Genomic DNA, 24,489 nt, shown 5'->3' with positions numbered 1-24,489 from the left:
GTTCGGAGGTTACACACTGCGCTCGAGTGCGGTTCCCGCAGTGTCAGGTTTCGACGGTGCGGCGCTGGGCGGTGCCGCCGGGCAGGGCGGCCAGCAGGGACTTCGTGTACTCGTGCTGCGGGTCGAGCAGGACCTGTTCCACTGTCCCGGTTTCGACGAGCTCACCGCGGTACATCACGGCGACGCGGTCGGCGATGTTCCAGGCCAGCCCCAGGTCGTGGGTGATCACCAGGGCCGCCAGGCCGAGCTCGCGGCGCAGCCGCAGCAGCAGCCCGAGGATCTCGCCGCGGACGGACGCGTCGAGGGAGGCGACCGGCTCGTCGGCCACCACCACCGACGGTTCGAGCGCCAATGCGCCGGCGATGACGACGCGCTGGCGCTGCCCGCCGGAGAGCTGGTGCGGGAGCCGGTCGGCGTACTTCTCCGCGGGCCGCAGCTCCGCGGCCTCCAGCGCCCGGTGGACGACGGCGCGTTCGTCGGCCAGCTTGTGGATCCGGGGCCCTTCGGCGACGGCCTCGTAGACGGTGTGGGCCGGGTTGAGCGCGCTGGTCGGGTCCTGCAGCACCAGCTGGACCTGCCGGCGGTAGGCCTTGAGGCCGGCGCCGCCGTGCGGGACCGGTTTCCCGGCGTAGCGGACCACGCCGGAGTCGGGTTTCTGCAGGCCGAGCAGCGTCCGGGCGAGCGTCGTCTTGCCGGAGCCGGACTGGCCGACCAGGGCGACGATCTCGTCGCGGGCGATCGCGAGGTCGACCCCGGCGACGGCGTTGATGCGCTTGCCGGTGCGGTCGCGGAACGACACGCGCAGGTTCTCCGCGGCCAGCAGCGGCTCCCCCACCACTCTTTCCGACGGTTCGGGCGGCAGCGGGGTGCTGGTGGCCGGGGCGAAGCGCGACACCGGGTCGCCGACCGTCGGGAACGCCGCCGCGAGCGCCCGGGTGTGCTCGTGCTTCGGTGCGGCCATCACCTCGGCGCTGGGGCCTTCTTCGACGATCTGCCCGTCGTACATCACGGCGATGCGCTTGCATGTCGCCGCCAGCACCGAAAGGTCGTGGCTGATCATGATCAGGCCGATGTCCTGCTCGGCGACCAGCCGGGACAGCAGGTCGAGGACCTGGGCCTGGACGATGACGTCGAGGGCGGTGGTCGGCTCGTCGGCGATGATCAACCGGGGCGAGCAGGCCAGGGCCATGGCGATCATGACGCGCTGCTTCTGCCCGCCGGAGAGCTCGTGGGGGTAGGCGCCGGCGCGGCCCGGGGGCAGGTCGACCTGGGTGAGCAGCTCGGCGACGCGGGCGTCGACCGCGGCATCGGTGAGCGCCTTGCCGCCTTCGGGCGGGTGCAGCCGCAGCGGCTCGGCGATCTGGTCGCCGATCTTGCGGACCGGGTTGAGCGCGTGCATGGCGCCCTGGAACACCACGGACGCCTCGGCCCAGCGGACCGCGCGCAGCCGGCCCCACTTCATGGCGGTGACGTCTTCGCCGTCGAGGAGGATCTCGCCGGTGATCTTCGCGGTGCGCGGCAGCAGCCGCAGCACGCTCATCGCGACGGTGGACTTGCCGGAACCCGATTCGCCGGCGACGCCGAGGGTGCCGCCGGGGTCGAGGGTGAGGTCGACGCCGCGCACGGCGGGCACCTCCTGCTCGCCGACCGCGTAGGTGACGTTGAGGTCCTTGAGCTGCAGCAGCGGGGTGGTCACTTCTTCAACCTCGGGTTGAGCACGGTCTCCAGGCCCCGGCCGACCAGGGTGAAGAAGAGGACGACGAGGACGATCGCGATGCCGGGCGGGAGCACGTTCCACCACGCGCCGCGGCTGATGGCGCCGTTGTTGAGCGCGCTTTCCAGCACCAGGCCCCAGGTGACCGAGTTGGGGTCGCCGACGCCGAGGAACGACAGCGTGGCGTCGGCGATGACGGCGTTGCCGACGACGAGGGTGGTGTTGGCCAGCACGAGCGGCATCACGCCGGGCAGGACGTGCTTGCCGATGACGTGCAGGTGGCCGCCGCCGAGGGCGCGGGACCGCTCGATGTAGGGGCGGCTCTCGATGGTGAGCGTCTGCGCCCGGACCAGCCGCGCGGTGCTGGGCCAGGCGGTCAGCCCGATCGCGACGATGATCGTGCCGACGCCCTTGGGCAGCACCGCCGAGAGCGCGATCGCGAGGATCAGCGACGGCAGGACCAGGAAGAAGTCGGTGAACCGCAGCAGTGTCGCCGACACCCAGCCGCCGAAGTGCGCGGCGGTGATGCCGATGACGGTGCCGATGACGACCGACAGCAGCGCCGCGGAGAACCCGACGAGCAGGGAGACCCGGCTGCCCCAGATCGTCATGAGCAGCACCGACCGGCCGAAGTTGTCGGTGCCGAGCCAGAACTCGCCGGTCGGCGGGGCCAGCGGCTCGCCGGTCGCCTTGGTGACGTCGAGGCCGCTCTCGTCGCTGATCAGCGGCAGGAGCAGCGCGACGACGACGGTGGCGCCGAGCAGGATCAGCCCGATGAGCGCGGCCCGCTGGCCGGCGAACTCGCGCCAGGTCCGGGCGATCGACGCGCGCCGCCGGCTCCACGCGATCTGCCGCGGTGTCTCGGCGGTGGTCATGACGTTCGCACCCTCGGGTCGAGCACGCGGTAGAGCAGCTCCGCGAGCAGGTTCATCAGCACCACGGCGCTGGCCAGCACGGTGAACACGCCCTGGAGCACCGGCAGGTCGGGGCCGTGCAGCGCGTCGTAGGTCAGCTGCCCGAGCCCGGGCCAGCTGAACACGGCTTCGACGGTGACCGCGCCGGCGACGACCGAGCCGATCTGCATGAACACCAGGGTGGTGGTCGGCAGCAGCGCGTTGGGGACGGCGTGGCGCTTGCGGACGAGGTCGTCGCGCAGGCCCTTGGCGCGGGCGGTGGTGAGGTAGTCGGCGTTCATCTCCCCCAGCAGCGACGACCGCATGATCAGCATGTACTGGGCGTAGAACACCGCCAGCAGCGTCACGCACGGCAGCACCAGGTGGTGCAGGACGTCGATCGTCTGGGAGAGGACGTCGGGCGCGGCGTCCGGGGAGTGCATGCCGCGGCTGGGGAACAGGCCGTTGGTCGCCACGAGCAGCATCAGGCCGAGCCAGAACTGCGGGACCGACCACAGGGTCAGCGCGATCCCGGTCTGGGTGCGGTCGAAGAGGCTGTCGCGGCGCCACGCGGCGCGGATGCCCAGCCACAGGCCGATGAGCACGGCGAGCACGGTGGCGCTGCCGACGAGCAGGATGGTGGGCCAGAGCCGCTCGCCGATCATGTCCGCGACCGGGCGGCCGTTGTTGAGCAGCCGGGACTCGCCGAGGTCGCCGTGCAGCAGGCCCCAGAAGTACTGGCCGAACTGGACGAACACGGGCTTGTCGACGCCCATCTGCTCGCGCAGCTCGGCGATCTGCTGGGGGCTGGTGACGCGGTCGCGGGTCATCGCCGCGACCGGGTCGCCGGGCAGCATCCGGAAGAGGAAGAAGAACAGCACGACCACCAGCACGATGCTGATGAGCGCTTCGAGGAGCTTCTTGAGGACGAACCGGGCGGTGCCGGTCCCGCCGCGGTGCTCGTCGGGGTCGACGAGCACCGCGGCCTGGTCGGGCATGGTCATCTGCTGCTACTCGCGGTCTTCCGAGGTCTTGCCGCGGCGGCTGAACGCGATGCCGCCGCCGACGAGGACCACCACGACGACCGCGCCGATGACGATCCACAGCACGGTGTTGCCGGACCCGGAGTCCGCCGCGGCTTCGGTGCCGGCCGGGGTGGCGCCGTAGACGCCCCAGTAGCCGGTCTGCTCGAGGATCGCGCCCTTGGGCTGCGGCTGGGTGCTGAAGCCGGAGAACTTGTCGGAGCGGTAGGCCTCGAGCGCGTTCTGGTAGTCGAGCACGATCGTCGGGAACTGGCTGTAGAGCCGGGCCTGGGCCTGCTTGACGTAGTCGGCGCGCTTCGCGTCGTCGGTCTCGGTCAGCTGCTTCTTGTACAGGTCGTCGTAGGCGGCGTCGCAGAAGAACGTGTCGGTGCTGCCGCCCTTGCCGTCGGCGCTGGGCCGCGCGGCGCAGGTGTGCAGTGAGAGCGCGTAGTCCGGGTCGGGGTTGGTGCCGTAGCCGCCGATGGCGAGGTCGTACTTGCCGGTGGCGGTGCGGTCGGACAGCTCGTCGTCGGAGACCAGGTCCTGCTTGACGGTGATGCCGATGTCCTTGAGCCAGCCGGCGACGAACTGGGCGACACCCTGGTCGTAACTGCGGTTGGAGTGCCCGGTCAGGCGCAGTTCCAGCTTCGCGCCGCCGGGAGCGGTGCGGACGCCGTCGGGGCCCTTCTTGTAACCGGCCTGCTCGAGCGTGGCGTTCGCGGCGGCGAGGTCGAACTTCACCTTTTCGGTGTCGCTCGGGTCCCAGTGGTAGGCGCTGTAGACCGGCGGCACGATGCCGCCGCCGACCTGGCCGAGGCCCTTGAGCACCTTGTCCACCAAGGACTGGGTGTCGACGGCCTGGGTGATCGCCTTGCGTACGGTGATGTCCTTGAGGACCGGGTTGCCGTCACCGATGGGGTTGTTCGAGCTGTCGGTGACGCCGAAGTTGAACGCGAGCTCGTCGTAGCGGCGGCCGGGGGCGGCGTTGGTGGTGATGCCGTCCTGGCCCTGCAGCGCGGCGAACTGGTTCGGGTTGAGCCGGTTGATGACGTCGACTTCGCCCTGCTTGAGGGCGTTGACCGCGGCCTCGGTGTCCTTGAACTGCAGCAGCTGCAGTTCGTCGACCTTCGGCGCGCCGCGCCAGTAGTCCTTGTTGGCCTTGAGCTTGACGTACTCGTTCTGCTTGTACTCGGTGAGCTGGTAGGGCCCGTCGGAGACGCCGACGACGGACAGGTCGTCGGTCTTGGGGTCCTTGAGGTCCGTGAGCCCTTCCCAGATGTGCTGGGGCACGATCGGGACGTCGAGCAGGTTCATGTTGACCTGCACGGTCTTGGTCTTGATGACGAGGGTGGTGTCGTCGGGCGCGGTGACCGTCTCGAAGTTGCCGACGTAGTTGCCGTTCGCGGTGCGGGCGTTCTCGTCGGTGAGCATGCGGTTGAAGGTGAACGCCGCGTCCTTGGCGGTCACCGGCTGCCCGTCGCTCCACTTGACGCCACTGCGGATCTTGAACGTCCACGTCAGCTTGTCGGGTGACGGCGTCCAGGACTCGGCGAGGGCGGGCGAGGCCTCGGCCTTCTCCGCATTGGGGACGGTCAGGAACTCGTAGACGAAGCGGCCGACCTGGGTGGAGGCGGCGAGCACGGCGGTGAACGGGTTCAGGTGGTCGATGCCGGTGGTCAGCGCGACCCGCAGCACCTTGCCCTGCTGGGCCTGGGCGGGGACCGCGAGCGGGATCGCCGCCAGCGTCGCGGCCGCGACGACCGCGCCCACGCGGCCGAACCGCCCGATTCTGCGTTGGAAATGCACCAAAAACCACCCCATCGTTCTCGCTGTGAGCCTCCCCAAGGACGAGAAGTAACCACATACCCGGACAACCGCGCAATATGTTGCCACCTCGGCAGGTGTCCGATCGTTATCGATCGGCTTTGGTGACACTCCGTGATCGGGGATCCGTCCGCGCGGCCGCGGTCGGCTGGCTAGAGTGCCCCGCATGCGCATCATGATCTCGGCGGACATGGAGGGCGCCACCGGCGTCACCTGGACCGACGACGTCGTGCCCGGTTCGCCGCAGTGGGACCGCTTCCGGCGGCTGTTCACCGGTGACGTCAACGCGGTGCTGGCCGGGCTGTTCGACGCCGGGGCCAGTGACGTGCTGGTCAACGAAGCGCATTCGTCGCAGCGGAACCTGCTGCTGGAGGACCTCGACCCGCGGGCACGGATGCTGACCGGGCGGCACAAGCCGTTGTCGATGATGCAGGGTGTCGACTCCGGTGTGGACGGTGTGGTGTTCCTCGGGTACCACGCGGGCGCCGGGTTCGACGGTGTCCTTTCCCACACCTACCTGGAGAACCAGATCACCGGGGTGTGGCTGGACGACGTCCCGGCGAGCGAGGGGCGGCTGAACGCGGCGATGGCCGCGGAGTACGGCGTCCCCGTCCTGCTCGTTTCGGGTGACGACAAAACGTGTGACGACGCCCGCGACTACGCACCGGAGGCGGAGCTCGTCCAGGTGAAGGAGTGCGTCAGCCGGTACGCGGCGATCTGCCTGCCGCCCGCGCGCACCGCGGAGCTGCTGACCGGCGCGGCGGCCGACTCGATGGCCCAGGCCGGCCGCGAGGAACGCCGGGTCGGGGCGCACCGGATCGAGGTGGAGTTCGACGCGAGCCACCTGGCCCAGGCGACGGCGGTGATCCCGACGGTGGAGCAGATCGGGACGCGCCGTGTCGGGTTCGACGCGGTGAACATGACCGAGGCGATGAAGGCGTTCAAGGTCGTGACGGCCATCGCGGCGGGGGCGGTGCAGGGCATCTATGGCTGACGTCGTCGAGCTGTGCGCGGACCTGATCCGGTTCGACACCACCAACCGCGGCGGGAACGACGCCGAGCCCGAGCGCCCGGCCGCGGAGTACGTGGCGGCGTTCCTGGACGGCCTGGGCATCCCGTCGAAGATCCTCGAAGCCGCGCCCGGCCGCGCGAGTGTGATCGCCCGCGTGCCCGGCACCGATCCGTCGCTGCCCGCGCTGCTGGTGCAGGGCCACCTCGACGTCGTGCCGGCCGACGCCGCGGACTGGTCGGTGCCGCCGTTCTCCGGCGAAGTCCGCGACGGTTACCTCTGGGGCCGCGGCGCGACCGACATGAAGGACTTCGTGGCGATGGTGCTCACCGCCCTCGCCGGCGGGGTGCGGCCCCGGCGTGACCTGGTGCTGGCGTTCGTCGCCGACGAGGAGGACCGCGGCGAGTGGGGCGCACACTGGCTGGTCGCCGAGCACCCGGAGCTGTTCGAGGGCTGCGCGGCGGCGATCAGCGAGTCGGGCGGTTACACCTACCACGTCCCGGCGGCGGACGGCCGCGACGTGCACCTGTACCCGGTCGGGACGGCCGAGCGCGGGACGGCGCACCTGCGGCTCACCGCGCGGGGCCGGGCCGGGCACGGATCGCGCCCCAACGACGAGAACGCCGTCACCCGGTTGGTGGGCGCGCTGCACCGGATCGCGGCGCACCGCTGGCCGGTTTCGTTGACGCCGACCGTGCAGGCGTTCCTGGAGCGGACCGGCGCGGCGCTGGGTGTCCCGGTCGATCTGTCCGATGTAGACGGCACGGTGGCCGCGCTGGGCCCGGCGGGCTCGCTGGTGGTGCCGACGGTCCGCAACAGCACCACCCCGACGATGCTCGACGCCGGGTACAAGGTGAACGTGATCCCGTCGACGGCGACCGCGCAGGTCGACGTGCGGGTGCTGCCGGGCACCGAAGAGGAGCTGTTCGCCACGCTCGACACGCTGCTCGGCGAAGACGTGACGCGGGAGTTCGTCGCGCACCAGCCGCCGGTGCAGGCGCCGGTGGACTCGCCGTGGTTCGACACGATGGCCGGCGCGCTGCGGGCGGAGGACCCCGAAGCCGTGGTGGTGCCGTACTGCCTGGGCGGCGGCACGGACGCGAAGGCGTTCGCCCAGCTGGGGATCGACTGTTACGGGTTCGCGCCGCTGTGGCTGCCGAAGGGCTTCCCGTACCGCGCGATGGCGCACGGGGTGGACGAGCGGGTGCCGGTGGAGGGCCTGCGCTTCGGCACCCGCGTGCTGTCCCGGTTCCTCGAGAACTGTTAAGGCAGCACGACCAGTTTCCCCGAGGCCCGGTTGTGCTCCATGTGGTCGTGGGCGGCGACGATGTCGTCCAGGCCGAAGACCCGGTCGACGTGGGGCCGGTGGACGCCGGCCTCCACTTCGTCGACGACCCGTTGCAGCGCGCCCGCGTTTCCCTTGAGGGTGTCGCTGTGGAAGGCCGTCAGCTTGGTGCCGGACGGGATCTTCGCGATCGGTTCGAAGTCCGGGATGATCCAGCCGCTGAGCGAGCCCGCCACGCACACCGTCCCGCCGCGGCGGACCAGGCGCAGCGAGTCGACCGCGGTGTTCGCGCCGACCAGGTCCAGCACGTGGTCCGGGCCTCCGGGCCAGAGCGAGTGCACCTTCGCCGCCAGTGACCCGCCGTCGTCGAGGAGGACGTGGCCGGCGCCGGCCGCGGTCAAGGCTTCGGCCTTGTCCGGCCGCCGGGTCGTCGCGGCGGTCTTGATCCCGCGGCCGGCCGCGATCGACGCCGCGGCCAGGCCCACCGACGAGGTTCCGCCGCGGATCAGCAACCGCTCACCCGGCGCGACGCCCAGCGTGTCGAGCGAGCCCTGCGCGGTCAGGTACGTCTCGGGCAGCGCCGCCAGCGTCTCCCAGGGCAGCGTGGTGGTGAGCGGCATCAGCAGCGTGTTCGGCAGCAACGCGTACTCCGCATAACCGCCGTCGAACTCCCGGCCCATCTCCCCCATCACCGCCGCGACGGTCGTCCCTTCCGGCACCCGGGGATCGGTCGAGGCCGCCACGACTCCGACACATTCGATCCCGAGCACCCGCGGGAAGGTCACCGTGGGGGAATGTCCTTGCCGCGTCCGCAGTTCCGACCGGTTCAGGCCCGCGCCCCGCACCCGCACCAGGCTCCAGCCGGGCCGGACCGCCGGGACCGGCAGCTCCCGGATCTCCAGCACTTCCGGGCCACCGGCCCGGACACAGACCGCCGCTCGCATCGTCTCGCTCATGCGTCCACTGTCACCGGGCCGCGGGGCGGCCGACCACCGGTAGAATGCCAGCTTATGCCCATCGGCCGCCAAGCTGTCCCGACGTCGCGGCTGTGGCCCTCCGGCGGGGTGCACCTGTGGCCGTCGGGCGGGACGAGCCCGCTGCATACCCACTCCCGCGGGCACCTGGTTTACGCGGCCCGCGGGATCCTGTCCGTGCACACCGAGCGGGGGACGTCGATCGTGCCCGCCAACCGGGTGGCGTGGACGCCGGCCGGGTTCGCCCACCACCACCGCGCACACGGCCACACCGACATGCGGATCGTGTTCCTACCGGCGTCACTGACCCGGCTCGTGCCGGACCACCCGGCCGTCTTCACCGCGTCCGGCCTGGCCCGCGAGATCCTGCTCGCCCTGACCGCCCCGGGCGACCAGGACCGCGCCGCGAGCGCCCGCCTTCGCCGCGTCCTGGTCGACCAGCTCCAGGAGGCCCGCGAGCAGCCGCTGCACCTGCCGGACCCGCGCGACGACCGGCTGCGGGCCGTCGCGCGAGTGCTCTACGAGCAGCCCGGGGACACCACGCCGCTGGCCGAGCTCGGGCGCGCGACCGGAGCGAGTGCGCGCACGCTCAGCCGGCTGTTCCACGACGAGCTCGGCATGACCTTCTACGAGTGGCGCACCCAGCTGCGCATCTACCACGCGCTGGTGCTGCTGGCCGACGGCCACGACACGACCCACGTCGCCCATGCCTGCGGGTGGGCGAACCCCAGTCACTTCATCGCGGCGTTCTCCGCGGTCATGGGCACCACGCCCGGCCGCCACCGGACCGGCGTCAGCGGGTGAAGGTGGCCCAGTAGCGGGAGCCGTCGCGAATCGTCTCCAGGGACACCAGCCGGACGCCGTCCTGGGCGACGGACTCGATCTCCGCGCGGCTGAACGGCCAGGGCGGGCCCGGCTCGGGAGCCACGTTCTCCTCCGCGACCTCGCTCACCACCGCGGTGCCGCCCGGGGCCAGGAACCCGGCCAGCGACGCGATCGCGGCGGCCCGGAAGTCGCGGGGCATCGCCTGGATGTTGATGATCTCCACGACCAGGTCGAACGCGTGGTGCCACTCCCCCGGCGGTTTCAGCAGGTCCGCCACCACGTAGTCCACTGTGGACTCGGGGAACCGGGTCCTGGCGGCCTCGACGGCGGTCGGGGCGACGTCGAACGCCGTCACCGCCCAGCCCGCCGAGGACAGCAGCTCGGCGTCGTCGCCGAGGGCGCTGCCGACGACCAGTGCGCGACGGCCTTCACCGGGACGCACCCAGGCGGCCAGGTCGGCGTTCGGCACGTTGCGCGTCCAGGGCACCTTGGCCTCGCCTCGCGCGGCGGCGGTGTAGAGCTGCTCGAACCAGCCGGTCGGGTTGCCTTCGGCGAGCGAGGCGCGGGCGAGGACACGGTCAGCGGGGTCCGGCGTTGTCATGATCCCGACCATAGCGAGGGCGCCGGACCCGCGAGACGGTTTACCGCGCGACGGGTCCGGGGAGGGCGTACAGCCCGTTGCCGGCCCAGTCGACGACGTCGTGCGGCGGTGTGACCGGCGGCGCGGGACGGAAGTTCGCGGCGTCGTCGACGCTGCCGGCGCCGCGGTAGACCGCGCGTTGCGGGTACGGGAACACCGGACGTGTGCGGGTGACGTTCCCGGTGGTGTCGCGGCCGGTCGCGGTGACCTGGGCCGGCGCCGTGCCGCGTTCGACCCAGGCGACCACCTCACGCAGCGGGTCGAACGTGGTGAGCGTGGTGCCGCCGCCGCAGTGGTAGAGCGCCGGGACCATGAACAGCCGCGCCCAGTCCTGGGTGCGGGCGAGGCCGCCGGAGCGCTCGGTGAGCCGCTGGTAGTAGTCGAGCGTGCCGGTCGGCGGGATGGCCTGGTCGGCCCAGCCGTGCCAGAGCACCAGCTTGCCGCCGCGCCGCTGGAACGCCGTCAGGTCGGGGCTCATCGCGTTGAGGCGGGCCCCGACCGGGGTGAGCCGGTCGAACCCGGCCCGGGTGAAGGCGAAGGTGTCGACCGTGGCCGCCGGCGCGCCGATCGGGTAGCCGAGGTGGCGCAGGTAGTTGTCGGCTTCGGTGCGCGCCAGGCCGGGCCCGCCCGAGCCGATGACCCAGCTCGCCCATTCCAGTTCCGAGCCCGGCTGCTCGCCGCCGGGGTAGAGCAGGGTGCCGTCGGTGTCGGCGGGCGGTGAGTAGAGCTTGCGGGTGGCGGTGACCTGGGCCGGGGTGAGGCACGCCGGGGTGTCGGGTCCGGCGCAGGTGAGCGTGCCCGGGTCGAAGTGGCAGGCGCGGGGGTCGTCGAGCTGGCCGTCGGTGAGCCCGTCGAGGCCGTCGCAGGCGGCGAGGACGGCATTGTGCAGGGCGGGCAGTTTCGCGGTGGTGAGGATCGGGCGGCCGTCGGCGGCGGTGTTCACCCGCGCGAGCCAGGCGAGGAACCCCATCAGCGAGCTCCAGGCGCCTCCGGGGGCGCCGGCGACGATGCCGTCGAAGTCGGCCGGGTAGCGCTGGGCCAGCAGCAGGCCCTCGCGGCCGCCGTCGGAGCAGCCGGTGAAGTAGGACTTCGCCGGCGGGGAGCCGTAGAAGGCCTGGATGATCGCCTTGGAGGCGCGTGAGACGACGTGCGGGGCACGGAACTCGAAGTCGTTGCGGGCGGCTTGGTCGTTTGCGCCCCAGCTGCCGTCGTCGATGATCCCGGGGGTGCGCCCGACGTGGCCGTCGTCGGTGGCCGCGACCGCGACGTCGCCGCCGTGGGGCAGGCCGCAGTCGGCGAAGGCGGGCGGGGTGAGCAGGCCGCAGAAGCTGCCGCAGCCGTACTGCAGGTAGCGCCCGGCGTAGGTCTTGGTGGGCAGCCGCAGGTCGAAGCGGACGGCGGGTTCGACGTAGCCCCGCACACCGCAGTACTCCGGGTCGGCGCCGGTGGCGGGGACGACCGCGGCCGAGGTGACGTGCGTGGTGGCGCCCGGGAGGGCGATCTCGCGGACCAGGCCGGCGCAGGTGGTGACCGGCCGGACGGCGGTGGCCGTGGCGGCGGTGACGATCGCCGGGGCGGACCCGGCGGTGGCGAGGCTCAGGGTGACGGCGAGGAAGATCCGGACTGTTCTCATCGGGCCCCTTCCCCTTGGTTGTCCAGTTCTGGCCAGGTTTGCCGACCGGTCTTGACATCGATGTCACCCGCGCGTTTCGCTTCCTGGGCGCCGCCGGTCCCCCCGTCCGTCGGTCCCCAGTTCACCCTCCAGAGCTTGGAGCAACGATGCCCCGAAGCGCCAGACCGCCGGTTGCGCTCCTGGTGACCGCCGCCGTGGTCGCCGCCGGCCTGGTCGCCCTCCCCGCGGCCTCGTCCGCCGCCGAAGAAGCCTTGCCGGCCGATTTCGCCTCCTCGTTCGAGGCCGGTGACCCCCAGCCGACCTGGACCGACACCGTCGACACCGACGCGGCGGGCAAGCCGCGGGCGTCGGGCATCAACGGCGCGAACGGCACCGCCATCCCGGGCGACATCCGCGGCAAGGTCACCGAAACCAGCGCAAGCAGCGAGAACACCGACGGCGGTGAAGTCGTGGCGAACCTCGTCGACGGCACGCCCGACACGAAGTGGCTCTCCTGGGACCCGACGGCGTGGGCGCAGGTGAACCTGTCGGAGGCCACCTCGATCACGCACTACGCGATCACCTCGGCCAACGACTTCGACAACCGCGATCCGAAGGACTGGACGCTGCAGGGCTCGAACGACGCCCTCGGCTGGACCGACCTGGACAAGCAGACCGACCAGGCGTTCAGCGCCCGGTTCCAGCAGAAGGACTACAAGCTGGCCGCGCCGAGCGCGGCGTTCAAGTTCTACCGGCTGAACATCACCCGCAACAACGGCGGGGACATCCTGCAGGTCTCGGAGCTGCTGCTGGCCAACGACGACCCGGCGCCGCCGCCGTTGCCGAACATGCGCAGCTTCACCGACTCCGGCCCGACCAGCGGTTACACGAACAAGAACCGCGTCGGCTACACCGGGCTCAAGGCGTTCCGCTACTCCGGCACGCAGACCGCGGACGGGCACGGCTGGTCCTACAACAAGGTCTTCGACGTCGACGTCCCGGTGGTCGCCTCGACCGAGCTGTCGTACAAGGTGCAGCCGCAGTTCATCACCGGCGACCTGAAGTACCAGAGCACGAACGTCGCGGTCGACCTGGTGTTCACCGACGGCACCCGGCTGCGCGACCTCGGCGCGACCGACCAGTACGGCTTCCCGCTGACGCCCGAAGGCCAGGGCGCGAGCAAGGTGCTCTACACCAACCAGTGGAACCTGGTGCGCTCGGCGATCGGCACGGTGGCCAAGGGCAAGACGATCGACCGGATCCTGGTCGGCTACGACAACCCGGACGGCCCCGGCTCGCTGCAGGGCTGGCTGGACGACGTGAAGGTCTCGGCCACGCCGACCCCGCCGTCGAGCACCCGCCCGACCGACAACGTGCTCACCACCCGCGGCACGATGGCCAACAGCACCTTCTCCCGGGGCAACAACTTCCCGGCGACCGCGGTGCCGCACGGCTTCAACTTCTGGACTCCGGTGACCGACGCCGGGTCCGACAGCTGGCTGTACAACTACAGCACGCAGAACAACGCGCGGAACCTCCCGCAGCTGCAGGCGTTCAGCGTCAGCCACGAGCCCAGCCCGTGGATGGGTGACCGGCAGAGCTTCCAGGTGATGCCGTCCGCGGCCGCCGGGGTGCCCGACGCCAACCGCGACGCCCGGGCGCTGGAGTTCAAGCACAGTGACGAGACGGCGCGGGCGCACTACTACGGCGTCCAGTTCCAGAACGGGATCAAGACCGAGATCGCGCCGACCGACCACGCGGCGGTCATGCGGTTCTCCTTCCCGGGTGCGGACTCCAGCCTGATCTTCGACAACGTCAACAACTCCGGCGGGCTCACCCTCGACACCGCGACGGGCACCCTGTCCGGCTTCACCGACGCCAAGAGCGGCCTGTCGGCGGGCGCGGGCCGGCTGTTCGTCTACGCGACGTTCGACAAGCCGGTCACCGCGGGCGGCAAGCTCACCGGGCAGGGGCGTGACAACGTCACCGGTTACCTGCGGTTCGCCGCGGGCGCCGACAAGACGGTGAACATGCGGATCGCGACGTCGCTGATCAGCGTGGACCAGGCCAAGAAGAACCTGGCCCAGGAGATCGCGCCGGCCGCGACCTTCGACACCGTCCGCGACGCCGCGCAGCGGGTCTGGGACGACCAGCTGAAGGTGATCGAGGTCGAGGGCGCGTCGAAGGACCAGATCACGACGCTCTACTCGAACCTCTACCGGCTGTTCCTGTACCCGAACTCGGCGTTCGAGAACACCGGCACCACCGAGAAGCCGGCCTACAAGTACGCGAGCTTCGTCTCGCCGAAGGCCGGGGCGGACACCCCGACCCAGACCGGGTCGAAGATCGTCGACGGCCAGACCTACGTCAACAACGGGTTCTGGGACACCTACCGCACGACGTGGCCGGCGTACTCGCTGCTGACCCCGGACATGGCCGGGAAGATGGTCGACGGGTTCGTCCAGCAGTACCGCGACGGCGGCTGGATCTCCCGGTGGTCCTCGCCGGGGTACGCGGACCTGATGACGGGCACCAGCGCCGACGTCGCGTTCGCCGACGCCTACCTCAAGGGCGTGAAGAACTTCGACGTCAAGTCGTTCTACGACGCGGCGCTGAAGGACGCGACGGTGACACCGCCGAACAACGCGGTCGGCCGCAAGGGTGTCGACCAGGGGATGTTCCTCGGGTACGCGCCGAACAGCGCCGACCACGGCTTCTCGTGGTCGATCGAGGGGTACGTCAACGACTTCGGCATCGCGAACCTGTCGAAGAAGCTCTACGACGAAGCTCCCGCGAGCGACCCGCGCAAGCAGGAGTACCGGTCGAACTACGAGTACTTCACCAGCCGGGCCCAGCAGTACGTGAACCTGTTCGACCCGAGTGTCGGGTTCTTCCAGGGCCGTGACGCCGCCGGCAAGTTCAGCCGCTCCCCGCAGGACTACGACCCGCGGGTGTGGGGCATCGACTACACCGAGACCGACGGCTGGGGCATGGCGTTCTCCGTGCCGCAGGACGGTCAGGGCCTGGCCAACCTCTACGGCGGCAAGGCGGGCCTGGCGAAGAAGCTGGACGCGTTCTTCGCCGACCAGGAGACCGCGAACTTCCCGGGCTCCTACGGTGGCGTGATCCACGAGATGCGGGAGGCGCGGGACGTGCGGATGGGCCAGCTCGGCCACTCCAACCAGGCCTCGCACCACACGCTCTACATGTACGACTACGCCGGTCAGCCGGCGAAGACACAGGCGAAGGTCCGCGAGGCGCTCTCCCGGCTCTACACCGGCAGCGAGATCGGGCAGGGTTACGCGGGCGACGAGGACAACGGCGAGCAGTCGGCCTGGTGGACCTTCAGCGCGCTGGGCTTCTACCCGCTGCAGATGGGCAGCCCGAACTACGCGATCGGGTCGCCGCTGTTCAAGAAGGCGACGATCCACCTGGCCGGCGGCAAGGACCTGGAGATCAACGCGCCGAAGAACAGCGCGAAGAACGTCTACGTCCAGGGCGTGAAGGTCAACGGCAAGGCGTACAGCTCCACGTCGCTGTCGCAGGACCTCATCGCCAAGGGCGGGACGATCGACTTCGACATGGGCCCCAACCCGTCGAAGTGGGGCACCGGCCCGAACGACGCCCCGCAGTCGATCACCCAGGGTGACGCGGTCCCGGCGCCGCTGCACGACGAGACCGGCGCCGGCAAGGGCACGCTGTCCACTTCGGACGGCTCGGACGCGGGTGCGCTGCTGGACAACACGTCCCGCACGCAGGCCGCCGTCACCGGTGCCGTGCAGTACCAGCTGAACAACACCGACGAGGCCGTCACGAACTACACGCTGACGTCCCAGACCGGTGCGGGTGACCCGAAGAGCTGGACGCTGAAGGGCTCCTACGACGGCAAGACGTGGGCGGTGGCCGACCAGCAGACGAACCAGGCGTTCAGCTGGCGGCAGCAGACCCGCGCGTTCAAGGTGGCCAACCCGGCGCACTTCGCCTACTACAAGCTCGAGGTCACCGCGACCAGCACCGGCGCCCCGGCGCAGCTGGCCGAGCTCGAGCTGCTGGGCAAGCCGGACGCCGCCTGCACGCAGACGGTCACCGGTGACCACAAGGGGCCGCTGTCGGTCTCGAGCGGGACGGTGTGCCTGCAGGACGCGACGGTGTCCGGCCCGGTCACCGTGGGCAAGGGCGCGAGCCTGATCGTGCGCGGCGGCCAGATCAAGGGCCCGCTCGCCGCGACCGGCGCCGCCCAGGTGGTGCTCAACCGCACGAAGGTGGGCGGCCCGGTGGCGATCACCGGGGCGACCGGTCCGGTGTCGATCGAGCTGACCGACGTCGGCGGCCCGGTCGCGCTGACCGCCAACCACGGGCCGGTGCTCACCTCGAGCACGATCGGCGGCCCGCTGGCGTGTGCGGCGAACTCGCCCGCCCCGACGGACTACGACCTGCCGAACACCGTCCGCGGCCCCGCCGCCGGGCAGTGCGCGAAGATCTAGTCCCGCAGTACTGATCGGCACAGCAGGTCCGTGAAGGCCTCCCCACCGGCGGTGGGGAGGCCTTCACGCGTTCGGGGAGCCGCGTCACGCCTGCGGTGGATGCCGGGGCGCGGGCGCCCGCGCGAGGATCGGGGACCATGCAGCTCCTGCCGCCGTACCCCGCCCGGTGCAGTCCCGACGTCGACGCCGCCCGTGCCCACAGCGCGGCCTGGGCCCGCGAGGTGGGCCTGCTCGGCTCGGGTGATCCCCGGGCGGAGATCTGGGACGCGCAGGACCTCGCCGACTTCGACTTCGGGCTGTTCACCGCGCGGGTGCACCCGGACGCCCGCGGTGCCCGGCTCGACCTGGTCGCCTGCTGGTACACGTGGAGCTGGTACCTCGACGACTTCGTCATGGAGCGGTTCAAGCGGCCCCGGGACCTGCCGGGCGCGCGGCGGTTCCTCGCCCGCCTCGGGCAGATGCGCACCCCCGGCACCCGCCCGCCGGAGAACCCGGCGGAGCGGGGCCTGGCGGACCTGTGGCGGCGCACCCGGGCGGAGGCGTCGTGGTGCGACCGGCTGGCCGCGCAGGTGCCGAACCTCTTCGACGACGCGCTGTGGGAGGTCGCGAACCTGGCGACGGGCCGGGTGCCCGAGCCGGTCGACTACCTGGCCATGCGGCGCCGGGCGGGTGGCGCGCTGTGGGCGGCGCAGCTCAACGAGCTGGTGCTCGGCATCGAGATCCCGGCGGAGATCCGCGGGACGAGCCCGGTGCAGCGGCTCGGCGAGGCGTTCGCCGACGTGGTCGACCTGCACAACGACCTGGTGTCCTACCGGCGCGAGACCGAGTACGAACAGGACGTCTCCAACGGCGTGGTGGTCACCGCGGCCTTCCTGGGCACCGGCCTGCACGACGCGATGCGACGGACCCGCGAGCTGCTCGAAGCCCGGCTCGAGCTCTTCGAACGGCTGGCGAGCATCGAGGTGCCGGAGCTGCTCACCGCCCGCCAGGCCGATCCGGACACCGCCGCGGCGGTCGCGCGGCACGTGCAGGGCCTGCGGGACTGGCTGGCCGGGGACTACCAGTGGCACCGGGAGACCGCCCGCTACCGCGAGGACTCGTGGCTGCGCAAGGGCGTCCGGCTGCCGGCGGGCCCGACCGGGCTCGGCACCGCCGCGGCCCAGCCGTGGCCGAGCTGACCAGGTCCCGCGAACTACGCCGTTCGGCCGATACGGTGGGCGCATGCCCGACGCCGTGTTCTTCTCCTCCTTCGAAACCGGTGACCCGCAGCCGGCGGACCCGGCCTTGCGGGTCGACAGCGGACCGGACCGCTCCCCCACGGCCAAGACCGGCGTCGGCTTCACCGGGGCCCGCGCCCTGCGTTACGACGCGCGGCCCCGCAGTGTCCTGTTCGAACTCGACACACCCGTCGGCGACCGCACCGAGCTGTCCTATGTGGTCTTCCCGCAGTCGGACGGCGAGATCCCGGCCTACCACGCCACCCGGGTCAGCCTCGACGTCGAGTTCGCCGACGGCACCACGGCCGGTTTCGCCCCCGTGGACGACAAGACGCTGTGGGTGGACCAGTGGAACCTCGTCCGCCGTCCGCTCGGGGCGTTCGCCGGGCGGCGGATCAGCCGGATCGTGCTGCGCACCGCCTCGCCGGAGGGGGAGATCACCGGGTGGATCGACGACGTCCGCGTCGCCGAGCGGCCCGAGCCGCCGCGGGAGCCGGTCGACTTCGTCCGCACCACCCGCGGCTCGCACTCCAGCGCCGACTACTCCCGCGGCAACAACTTCCCGGCCACCGCGGTGCCGCACGGGTTCAACTTCTGGACCCCGGTCACCGACGCCGGCGTCACGAACTGGATCTACTCCTACCACCGCCACAACAACGCCGAGAACCGCCCGGCGCTGCAGGCCCTCGCGCTGAGCCACCAGCCGAGCCCGTGGATGGGCGACCGGCACACCTTCCACATCATGCCCGGCACCGGCCCGGTCCAGCCCGACCGCCGCAAGCGCGCGCTGGCCTTCTCCCACGACGAGGAGACGGACTCACCGCACCACTACGGCGTCCGGTTCACCAACGGCATGACCGTCGACCTCGCCCCGACGTCCCACGCGGCGATCCTGCGGTTCACCTTCCCCGACAAGCACGGCTGGCTGCTGTTCGACAACGCCGGCCGGCGCGGCGGCCTCCGGCTGAACGCCGACACCGGGGTGGTCACCGGCCACACGTGGGTCCGCAGCCGCCTGTCGGCCGGCGCGCGCCGCATGTTCGTCTACGCCGAGACCGGCGCCCCGGCCACGCGCGGCACGAAGTACCGCCGGCCCTGGCGGCGCACCGCGGGGTACCTCGAGTTCGACGGCCCCGACATGACGCTGCGGATCGCGACGTCACTGATCAGCCTTGTGCAGGCGAAGCGCAACCTCGAGCTGGAGATCCCGGCGGGGACGACGTTCGAGGAGGTCCGCTCGCAGGCGCGTGAACTGTGGCAGGAGCAGCTCGGCCGCGTCGAGGTCGAAGGCGCCACCGAAGACCAGCTCACCACGCTCTACTCCAACCTCTACCGGCTGTTCCTCTACCCGAACGTCGCGCACGAGAACACGCCGAAGGGCATCCGCCACGCCAGCCCGGTCGTGCGCCGGCGGTGGCCGAGCACCCGCCGGCGCACCGGCGCGAAGGTCGTCGACGGCGAGATGTTCGTCAACAACGGCTTCTGGGACACCTACCGCACCACCTGGCCCGCGTACGCGCTGCTCACCCCGGCGCACTGCGGCCGGATGATCGACGGCTTCGTCCAGCAGTACCGCGAAGGCGGCTGGATCTCCCGGTGGTCCTCGCCGGGGTACGCCGACCTGATGACCGGCACCAGCTCCGACGTCGCGTTCGCCGACGCCTACCTCAAGGGCGTCCGCAACTTCGACGTCGAGGCCGCCTACGACGCCGGGCTGAAGAACGCCACCGTCACCTCGCCGCACCGCTCGGTCGGCCGCAAGGGGCTCGACGAGTCGATCTTCCTCGGGTACACCCCGACGTCCGTCCACGAGGGACTGTCCTGGGCGCTGGAGGGCTGTATCAACGACTTCGGCCTCGCCAACCTGTCCGAGGCGCTGTCCCGGGAAAGCGACGGGCCGCGGGCCCGGATGTACGCCGACTACGCGGCCTACTTCCGGGAGCGCGCGAAGCACTACGTCCACCATTTCGACCCGAAGATCGGCTTCTTCCAGGGCCGCAAGCGCGACGGCAGCCGCAAGTTCGCCCCCGAGGGGTACGACCCGGCCGCGTGGGGCGGCGACTTCGTCGAGACCAACGCCTGGAACACCGCCTTCACCGCCCCGCACGACGGCCCCGGCCTGGCGGCGCTGCACGGCGGCAACGAAGGCCTCGAAGCCAAGCTCGACACCTTCTTCGCCACCCCGGAGACCGGGCAGCGGCCCGGGGCGTACGGCGGGCTCATCCACGAGATGACCGAAGCCCGCGACGTCCGGATGGGCCAGTACGGCCACTCCAACCAGCCGTCGCACCACATCCCGTACATCTACAACCTCGCCGGCGCGCCCGCGAAGGCCCAGCGGGTCGTGCGCGAGGTGCTCAGCCGGCTCTACCTCGGCAGCGAGCTCGGCCAGGGTTACCCCGGCGACGAAGACAACGGCGAGATGTCCGCCTGGTACGTCTTCAGCGCCCTCGGCTTCTACCCCCTGGCCGTCGGCAGCCCGCGTTACGCGATCGGCTCACCGCTGTTCGAGAAGGCGATCGTGCACCTCGGCGACGGCAAGAAGCTCGTCGTCCACGCGCCCGGCAACACCGACAAGACCGTCTACGTCCGCGGCCTCACCGTCGACGGTGAGCCGCACGACGCCACGACGATCTCCCACGCGACCCTCGCCGGCGGCGCCGAACTCGTCTTCGACCTCACCACCGAGCCCGCGGACTGGGGCACCCCACCCCCGCCGGCCGAGCACCCGGACCCGATCACCGACCTGACCGGCACCGCCACCAGCTCCGACGGCACCGGCGTCGACAAGCTCTTCGACAACACCACCGGTACCCAGGTCACCTTCCGCAACGCCACCCCGGCGATCGAGTTCACCGTCACCGGCGATCCCCGCGAAGTCACGATGTACACACTCACCTCCGGCGCCCGCGGCGGCGACCCGAGCGCGTGGGTCCTCGAAGGCTCAGACGACGGCGAAGCGTGGACCACCCTCGACGAACGCACCGGCGAGCTGTTCCGCTGGCGCCGCCAGACCCGCCCGTTCGTCCTGGCCGGCCCGGCCGCCCACACCCGCTACCGGCTGCGGATCACCGCCACCCGCGGCCGCCGCACCACCCTCGCCCAGTGGGAGCTGCTCGCCCGATGAACCACTTCCGCACCGCCGCCCTCGACCGGCTCGCGGCCGCCGACCCCGGCCTGGTCCGGCTGCGGCTGGCCGGCTCCGCCGTGCTGGGCATCATCCTGGCCGTCGGCGCGCTGCTGCCCGCGCACCTGCCGCTCACGGTGATGCTGGTCGGCGCCATCGCCGCGATGATGACGGCCTTCACCGTCAACGACCCCACCCCGGGCAGCCAGGCCGTGACGCTCGTGCTGGCGTTCCTCGTCGGCGCCGCGTCGATCACCGTGGCCAGCCTCGGCTCGGCCATGCCGCCGCTCGACAGCATCGTGTTCGTGCTGCTGATCTTCGTCGCCGTCTACGCCCAGCGCTTCGGCGCCCGCGGCACCGCACTCGGCTCGATCGGCTTCTTCCTGTTCTTCTTCCCGATGTTCCTGCAGGCCCACCTCGCGCAGGTCCCGCAGCTGCTGATGGCGCTCGCCGTGGGGGTGCTCGCCAACGCCGTCGTCCGCTTCGTCCTGCTGCGGCACAACGCCGAGGCCGAGTTCCTCCGGGTCCGCCGCGCCTTCCGCGCCCGGCTCGCCGCCGTCGTCCGCGCCACCGAGGCGCACCTCGCGGTGGGCGGCAGCGAACGCACCCGCAAGCAGCTCCGCTCGGCGACCAGCCGCCTCCACGAGTGCGTCCTGCTCATCGAAGACGCCGCCCCCGACGTGGTCGACGCCCGCGCCGCCGACCGACTGCGCCGCCGCGCCATCGAGGTCGAGCTCGCCGTCCAGTGGCTGGTCATCACCGTCCAGCGCACCTGCTCCGACGAGCTCACCACCGAGGTCCGCGACGACCTCATCGCCCGGCTGGCCCGCTTCCGCGCCCTCATGGAACGCGACCCGCGCGAGCTGCCGCTGATCAGCCAGACCGGCGAGTACAGCCGCATGCTCGTCGAAGGCAGCCGCATCGACGAACACGCGGCCCCCGGCGACGGCGTCCGCAAGGCACTGGCCGAACTCGCCCTGGCCGACGACCGCGCCCAGCGCGCCGCCGCGCCCGAGTCCACTCCGGACTCCCTCGAGGACGCGGAAGAGGACGAGCCGACACCGAAGTTCGCCTACGACAACCAGACCCGCAGCGCCATCCAGGCCGTCGTCGGCGGGGGACTCGCCGTGGTCGGTGGTGAGCTCGTCTCCCACCAGCGCTGGTACTGGGCCGTGCTCACGGTGTTCGTCGTGTTCATCGGCGCCTCCAGCGCCGGCGCCACCTTCGTCAAGGGCGTCCGCCGCCTCGGCGGCACCCTGATCGGCATCGTCGGCGGGGTGGTGCTCGCGTTCCTGGTCACCGGCAGCATCCCGGCGACGCTCGCGCTGATCCTGGTCTGCGTGTTCGGGATGGTCTACACCGCGCGGGTGTCCCAGGTGGTGATGGCGTTCTTCATCACCAGCATGCTCGGCCTGCTCTACAGCCTGCTCGGCACGTTCAGCCTCGAAGTCCTCTGGATCCGCGTCGCCGAAACCGCCGTCGGCGCCGCCGCGGGCATCCTCGCCGCCGTGGTCATCGTCCCGGTCCGCACCCGCTCGGTGATGCTCGACAACATCGGCGAAGTCCTCGACGAACTGGCGGAGTTCCTCGAGCACACCTGCGGCCTGCTCGCCGGGGAGGAGAACGTCAACATCATCGAACTCTCGCGCGACCTCGACCGCGCCGTCGACCAGGTCCGCACCACCATCGAACCGCTCACCCACCCGGTCAACCTCCGCAGCGCCCGCCGCGACTACGGCTGGCACGTGCTCACCACCCTGGAGACCATCGCCTTCCGGGCCCGCCACGTCGCCGCCCGCGCCCAGCCCGGACAGCTCGCCGGCCCCGACACCGACCGGCTCCGCCAGTTCACCGGCCGGCTGCTGGCCAACATCGACGTCCTGCGCAAAACCCTCGAAGCACCGGGTGGCCCCACCCCCGGCACCCTCGTGCGCGACGACGGCACCCCGGTCTCCGACCGCGTCGAACAGGCCGAAACCCGCGCCGTCCTCTCCAGCCTCAGCCACCTCGACGAGGCCCTCGTCTCCCTCGGCCGCGTCTTCGGCCTCCAGGCGACCGACCCCCGGGCCCCGGCGAAGACCTGACCACCCCGGGGTGGCGCGCTGCCGAGCCGCGCCACCCCGGTTTCACCGGCTCCCGGTCACGGACAGGACAACCACGCGAAGTGGTACGTCGTCGTGATGCTGCCGTCGGTCGAGTCCATCGTCACGTAGCTCGTCGTCTTCTTCGGATCCGACGTCCCCGCGGCGGCCCGCAATTCCGTGTTGACGTTCAGATTGCGTTCCTCGCCACACGGCTTGAACACGATCGCACCGACCTCGGTCGAATCGGTGAAATGCCAGTCGTCCTCGAACGGCCCGGTCAGCGGGTGCTGCATGAACGCCGTCGGCGAATTTCCCTGGAAATAGTAGTTCGCGCGTTCCAGGCCGGTCGCGCCCCGTTCCAGGTGCGCGAATCCCCGGTAGTCGGCCTGCGCGATTCCGTAGGTGAACCCCTGCGGCACGTGCACCCGCAGGCCGATCTGGCAGTTCTTCCTGGCGTCCAACGGACCGGCACCCACCCCGACCAGCGCCGTGTAGGCACTGTAGGTCACGGTGAACGCCGTGTTGTCCTGCGAAACCGCCACCGCCGACGTGCCGGCCGGGCAGCCGGTGCCATTGGCGTTCACGACGTCGATGACGATTTTGTCGGGCGGCGGAGGAGTGTTCCACGAATGCGGGGTGACCACAGAGGACAGCGCCATTACGGCAGCAACGACCGCAGACAGCATCGGAATCCTTCCCAATACCTGCGAATTGGGGACGGGGGCGCGACCATGGTAGCGAAAGGATCATGGAAGCAAACCCCGCTGAACGGAGTAACACGGCGTAGTCGTCCCGCCACGCGACACCGCTCACATTCCGACAAATCCAGTGGTTCCCATTCACCGGAGCACGAACAATTCTTCCGGAAAACGATTTCGCACCCCCGGACCCCCCGATTTCCGCGACGATCACCCCCGCGTCGTCCGGTCAGTCCAGTAAGGCCGCGGCCCGCCCCAGCGTCGAGATCCCGGCCACCGGCCACGGACCCGCCGTGATCACGACCGCGTGGTCGATCCCCCAGCCGGCGAATTCGGCGCACCGCCGCGCGAACGACTCCGCGGACTCACCCGGCGACAACCGCGTGCTGATCGTCTTCTCGATCTCCCCGTACGGCCGCCCGACCTCCGCGCAGTGACGCTCGAGCACCGACAGCTTGTGGCGGACCGTCTTGCCGCCGTCCGGGATGTCGAACACGTTGCACGCGTCGGCGTAACGGGCGACGAGCCGCAGCGTCTTGCGCTCCCCCGCACCACCGATCAGCACCCGCGGCCGCCGCACCGGCAACGGGATCCCGATCGGACGGTCGAGGCGGTAGTGCGCCCCTTCGAACGGCGACTCGTCCCCCGCCCACATCCGCAGCGCCAGCCGGATGGTCTCCTCCATCCGCTCGAACCGCTCACCCACCGGCGGGAACGGCAGGCCCATCGCCCGCGCCTCACCGTCGTGGTGCCCGGTGCCGATCCCGAACCGCGCCCGCCCACCGGACAGCACGTCCAGCGTCGTGACGGCCTTGATCAGCAACGCCGGCGGCCGGAACGTCACCGCCGACACCATCGTCCCCAGCGCGATCCGGCTGGTCCGGGCGGCGAGGAACCCCAGCGTCGTGTAGGCCTCGAGCATGGCCGAGTCCGGCGTGCTGTGCGGGTCGGCCTGCAGCAGGTGGTCGGCGACCCACAGGGTGTCCAGGCCGGCGTCCTCGGCCGCCTCGGCGACGGCCACGAGCTCCCCGGTCAGCTTGTCCGGCCACGAGAAGTCCGTGACCCCGATGCTCAGCTTCAT

General features: G+C 71.2%; 16 protein-coding genes. 7 read left to right on the top strand and 9 right to left on the bottom strand.

Annotated elements, in window-relative coordinates; genetic code table 11:
- Positions 1-43: 43 nt before the first annotated feature.
- The 4 genes from nikE to ACIA5G_RS38615 are packed head-to-tail and all read right to left on the bottom strand — an operon-like array spanning position 44 to position 5,450.
- Complete coding sequence (gene nikE / locus ACIA5G_RS38630; RefSeq protein WP_395932523.1) at positions 44-1,696, bottom strand: nickel ABC transporter ATP-binding protein NikE; 1,653 nt, start codon at positions 1,694-1,696, stop codon at positions 44-46.
- A complete protein-coding gene (locus tag ACIA5G_RS38625) occupies positions 1,693-2,589 on the bottom strand; it encodes an ABC transporter permease (protein ID WP_395932521.1) in 897 nt (298 codons plus the stop codon). Before ACIA5G_RS38625 ends, nikE begins: the two co-directional genes overlap by 4 nt.
- Entirely contained in the window at positions 2,586-3,611 is a 1,026-nt protein-coding gene (locus tag ACIA5G_RS38620) for an ABC transporter permease (RefSeq protein ID WP_395932519.1), read from the bottom strand. The genes ACIA5G_RS38625 and ACIA5G_RS38620 overlap by 4 nt, the downstream gene beginning before the upstream one ends.
- A gap of 6 nt (positions 3,612-3,617) precedes the next feature.
- Positions 3,618-5,450 (bottom strand): ABC transporter substrate-binding protein, encoded by a 1,833-nt coding sequence (locus ACIA5G_RS38615; protein ID WP_395932517.1) that lies wholly within the window; start codon positions 5,448-5,450, stop codon positions 3,618-3,620.
- Positions 5,451-5,619: 169 nt separating this feature from the next.
- Between ACIA5G_RS38615 and ACIA5G_RS38610 the strand changes: the two genes are divergently transcribed.
- Together ACIA5G_RS38610 and ACIA5G_RS38605 are read left to right on the top strand one after the other, a co-directional pair.
- A complete protein-coding gene (locus tag ACIA5G_RS38610) occupies positions 5,620-6,447 on the top strand; it encodes a M55 family metallopeptidase (protein ID WP_395932515.1) in 828 nt (275 codons plus the stop codon).
- A complete protein-coding gene (locus ACIA5G_RS38605; RefSeq protein ID WP_395932513.1) occupies positions 6,440-7,729 on the top strand; it encodes a M20/M25/M40 family metallo-hydrolase in 1,290 nt (429 codons plus the stop codon). Before ACIA5G_RS38610 ends, ACIA5G_RS38605 begins: the two co-directional genes overlap by 8 nt.
- Here ACIA5G_RS38605 and ACIA5G_RS38600 read toward each other — a convergent pair.
- On the bottom strand, positions 7,726-8,703 hold the full coding sequence (locus ACIA5G_RS38600) for a zinc-binding dehydrogenase (RefSeq protein WP_395932511.1): 978 nt from the start codon (positions 8,701-8,703) through the stop codon (positions 7,726-7,728). The two genes, ACIA5G_RS38605 and ACIA5G_RS38600, sit on opposite strands and share 4 nt — an antisense overlap.
- 54 nt (positions 8,704-8,757) lie before the next feature.
- On the opposite strand from ACIA5G_RS38600, the gene ACIA5G_RS38595 reads away from it, so the two are divergent.
- A complete protein-coding gene (locus ACIA5G_RS38595; protein ID WP_395932509.1) occupies positions 8,758-9,525 on the top strand; it encodes an AraC family transcriptional regulator in 768 nt (255 codons plus the stop codon).
- Here ACIA5G_RS38595 and ACIA5G_RS38590 read toward each other — a convergent pair.
- Both ACIA5G_RS38590 and ACIA5G_RS38585 read right to left on the bottom strand, forming a co-directional pair.
- Complete coding sequence (locus ACIA5G_RS38590) at positions 9,515-10,147, bottom strand: class I SAM-dependent methyltransferase (protein WP_395932507.1); 633 nt, start codon at positions 10,145-10,147, stop codon at positions 9,515-9,517. The two genes, ACIA5G_RS38595 and ACIA5G_RS38590, sit on opposite strands and share 11 nt — an antisense overlap.
- 40 nt (positions 10,148-10,187) lie before the next feature.
- Positions 10,188-11,819: a tannase/feruloyl esterase family alpha/beta hydrolase gene (locus tag ACIA5G_RS38585; RefSeq protein ID WP_395932505.1), complete on the bottom strand. Its 1,632-nt coding sequence runs from the start codon at positions 11,817-11,819 to the stop codon at positions 10,188-10,190.
- 146 nt (positions 11,820-11,965) lie between these two features.
- On the opposite strand from ACIA5G_RS38585, the gene ACIA5G_RS38580 reads away from it, so the two are divergent.
- From ACIA5G_RS38580 to ACIA5G_RS38565, 4 genes are all read left to right on the top strand, one after another.
- Positions 11,966-16,282, top strand: a complete 4,317-nt coding sequence (locus ACIA5G_RS38580; protein WP_395932503.1) for a GH92 family glycosyl hydrolase — start codon at positions 11,966-11,968, stop codon at positions 16,280-16,282.
- 137 nt (positions 16,283-16,419) lie between these two features.
- Complete coding sequence (locus tag ACIA5G_RS38575; RefSeq protein WP_395932501.1) at positions 16,420-17,460, top strand: hypothetical protein; 1,041 nt, start codon at positions 16,420-16,422, stop codon at positions 17,458-17,460.
- 43 nt (positions 17,461-17,503) lie between these two features.
- Entirely contained in the window at positions 17,504-20,626 is a 3,123-nt protein-coding gene (locus tag ACIA5G_RS38570) for a GH92 family glycosyl hydrolase (RefSeq protein WP_395932499.1), read from the top strand.
- On the top strand, positions 20,623-22,710 hold the full coding sequence (locus tag ACIA5G_RS38565; protein ID WP_395932497.1) for an FUSC family protein: 2,088 nt from the start codon (positions 20,623-20,625) through the stop codon (positions 22,708-22,710). The genes ACIA5G_RS38570 and ACIA5G_RS38565 overlap by 4 nt, the downstream gene beginning before the upstream one ends.
- 56 nt (positions 22,711-22,766) lie before the next feature.
- On the opposite strand, the gene ACIA5G_RS38560 is transcribed toward ACIA5G_RS38565, so the two are convergent.
- Together ACIA5G_RS38560 and ACIA5G_RS38555 are read right to left on the bottom strand one after the other, a co-directional pair.
- Positions 22,767-23,396, bottom strand: coding sequence for a DUF4360 domain-containing protein (locus ACIA5G_RS38560; RefSeq protein WP_395932495.1), 630 nt, complete (start codon positions 23,394-23,396; stop codon positions 22,767-22,769).
- Positions 23,397-23,637: 241 nt separating this feature from the next.
- The gene (locus tag ACIA5G_RS38555; protein WP_395932493.1) at positions 23,638-24,489 is read right to left on the bottom strand and encodes a TIGR03560 family F420-dependent LLM class oxidoreductase; all 852 of its coding nucleotides are present in this window, start codon (positions 24,487-24,489) and stop codon (positions 23,638-23,640) included.

The sequence above is a fragment of the Amycolatopsis sp. NPDC051758 genome (assembly GCF_044453095.1).
In the GTDB taxonomy this organism is placed as follows: Bacteria; Actinomycetota; Actinomycetes; order Mycobacteriales; family Pseudonocardiaceae; genus Amycolatopsis.
Note: the sequence above shows the minus strand (reverse complement) of the source record. Positions and strands in the feature narration are given on the sequence as shown.

Bases quoted from the DNA above. Each gene is read 5' to 3' on its own strand.
- ACIA5G_RS38625 (WP_395932521.1), bottom strand. From the start codon at position 2,589: ATGACCACCGCCGAGACACCGCGGCAGATCGCGTGGAGCCGGCGGCGC.
- ACIA5G_RS38620 (WP_395932519.1), bottom strand. From the start codon at position 3,611: ATGACCATGCCCGACCAGGCCGCGGTGCTCGTCGACCCCGACGAGCAC.
- ACIA5G_RS38615 (WP_395932517.1), bottom strand. From the start codon at position 5,450: ATGGGGTGGTTTTTGGTGCATTTCCAACGCAGAATCGGGCGGTTCGGC.
- ACIA5G_RS38610 (WP_395932515.1), top strand. From the start codon at position 5,620: ATGCGCATCATGATCTCGGCGGACATGGAGGGCGCCACCGGCGTCACC.
- ACIA5G_RS38605 (WP_395932513.1), top strand. From the start codon at position 6,440: ATGGCTGACGTCGTCGAGCTGTGCGCGGACCTGATCCGGTTCGACACC.
- ACIA5G_RS38600 (WP_395932511.1), bottom strand. From the start codon at position 8,703: ATGAGCGAGACGATGCGAGCGGCGGTCTGTGTCCGGGCCGGTGGCCCG.
- ACIA5G_RS38595 (WP_395932509.1), top strand. From the start codon at position 8,758: ATGCCCATCGGCCGCCAAGCTGTCCCGACGTCGCGGCTGTGGCCCTCC.
- ACIA5G_RS38590 (WP_395932507.1), bottom strand. From the start codon at position 10,147: ATGACAACGCCGGACCCCGCTGACCGTGTCCTCGCCCGCGCCTCGCTC.
- ACIA5G_RS38585 (WP_395932505.1), bottom strand. From the start codon at position 11,819: ATGAGAACAGTCCGGATCTTCCTCGCCGTCACCCTGAGCCTCGCCACC.
- ACIA5G_RS38580 (WP_395932503.1), top strand. From the start codon at position 11,966: ATGCCCCGAAGCGCCAGACCGCCGGTTGCGCTCCTGGTGACCGCCGCC.
- ACIA5G_RS38575 (WP_395932501.1), top strand. From the start codon at position 16,420: ATGCAGCTCCTGCCGCCGTACCCCGCCCGGTGCAGTCCCGACGTCGAC.
- ACIA5G_RS38570 (WP_395932499.1), top strand. From the start codon at position 17,504: ATGCCCGACGCCGTGTTCTTCTCCTCCTTCGAAACCGGTGACCCGCAG.
- ACIA5G_RS38565 (WP_395932497.1), top strand. From the start codon at position 20,623: ATGAACCACTTCCGCACCGCCGCCCTCGACCGGCTCGCGGCCGCCGAC.
- ACIA5G_RS38560 (WP_395932495.1), bottom strand. From the start codon at position 23,396: ATGCTGTCTGCGGTCGTTGCTGCCGTAATGGCGCTGTCCTCTGTGGTC.
- ACIA5G_RS38555 (WP_395932493.1), bottom strand. From the start codon at position 24,489: ATGAAGCTGAGCATCGGGGTCACGGACTTCTCGTGGCCGGACAAGCTG.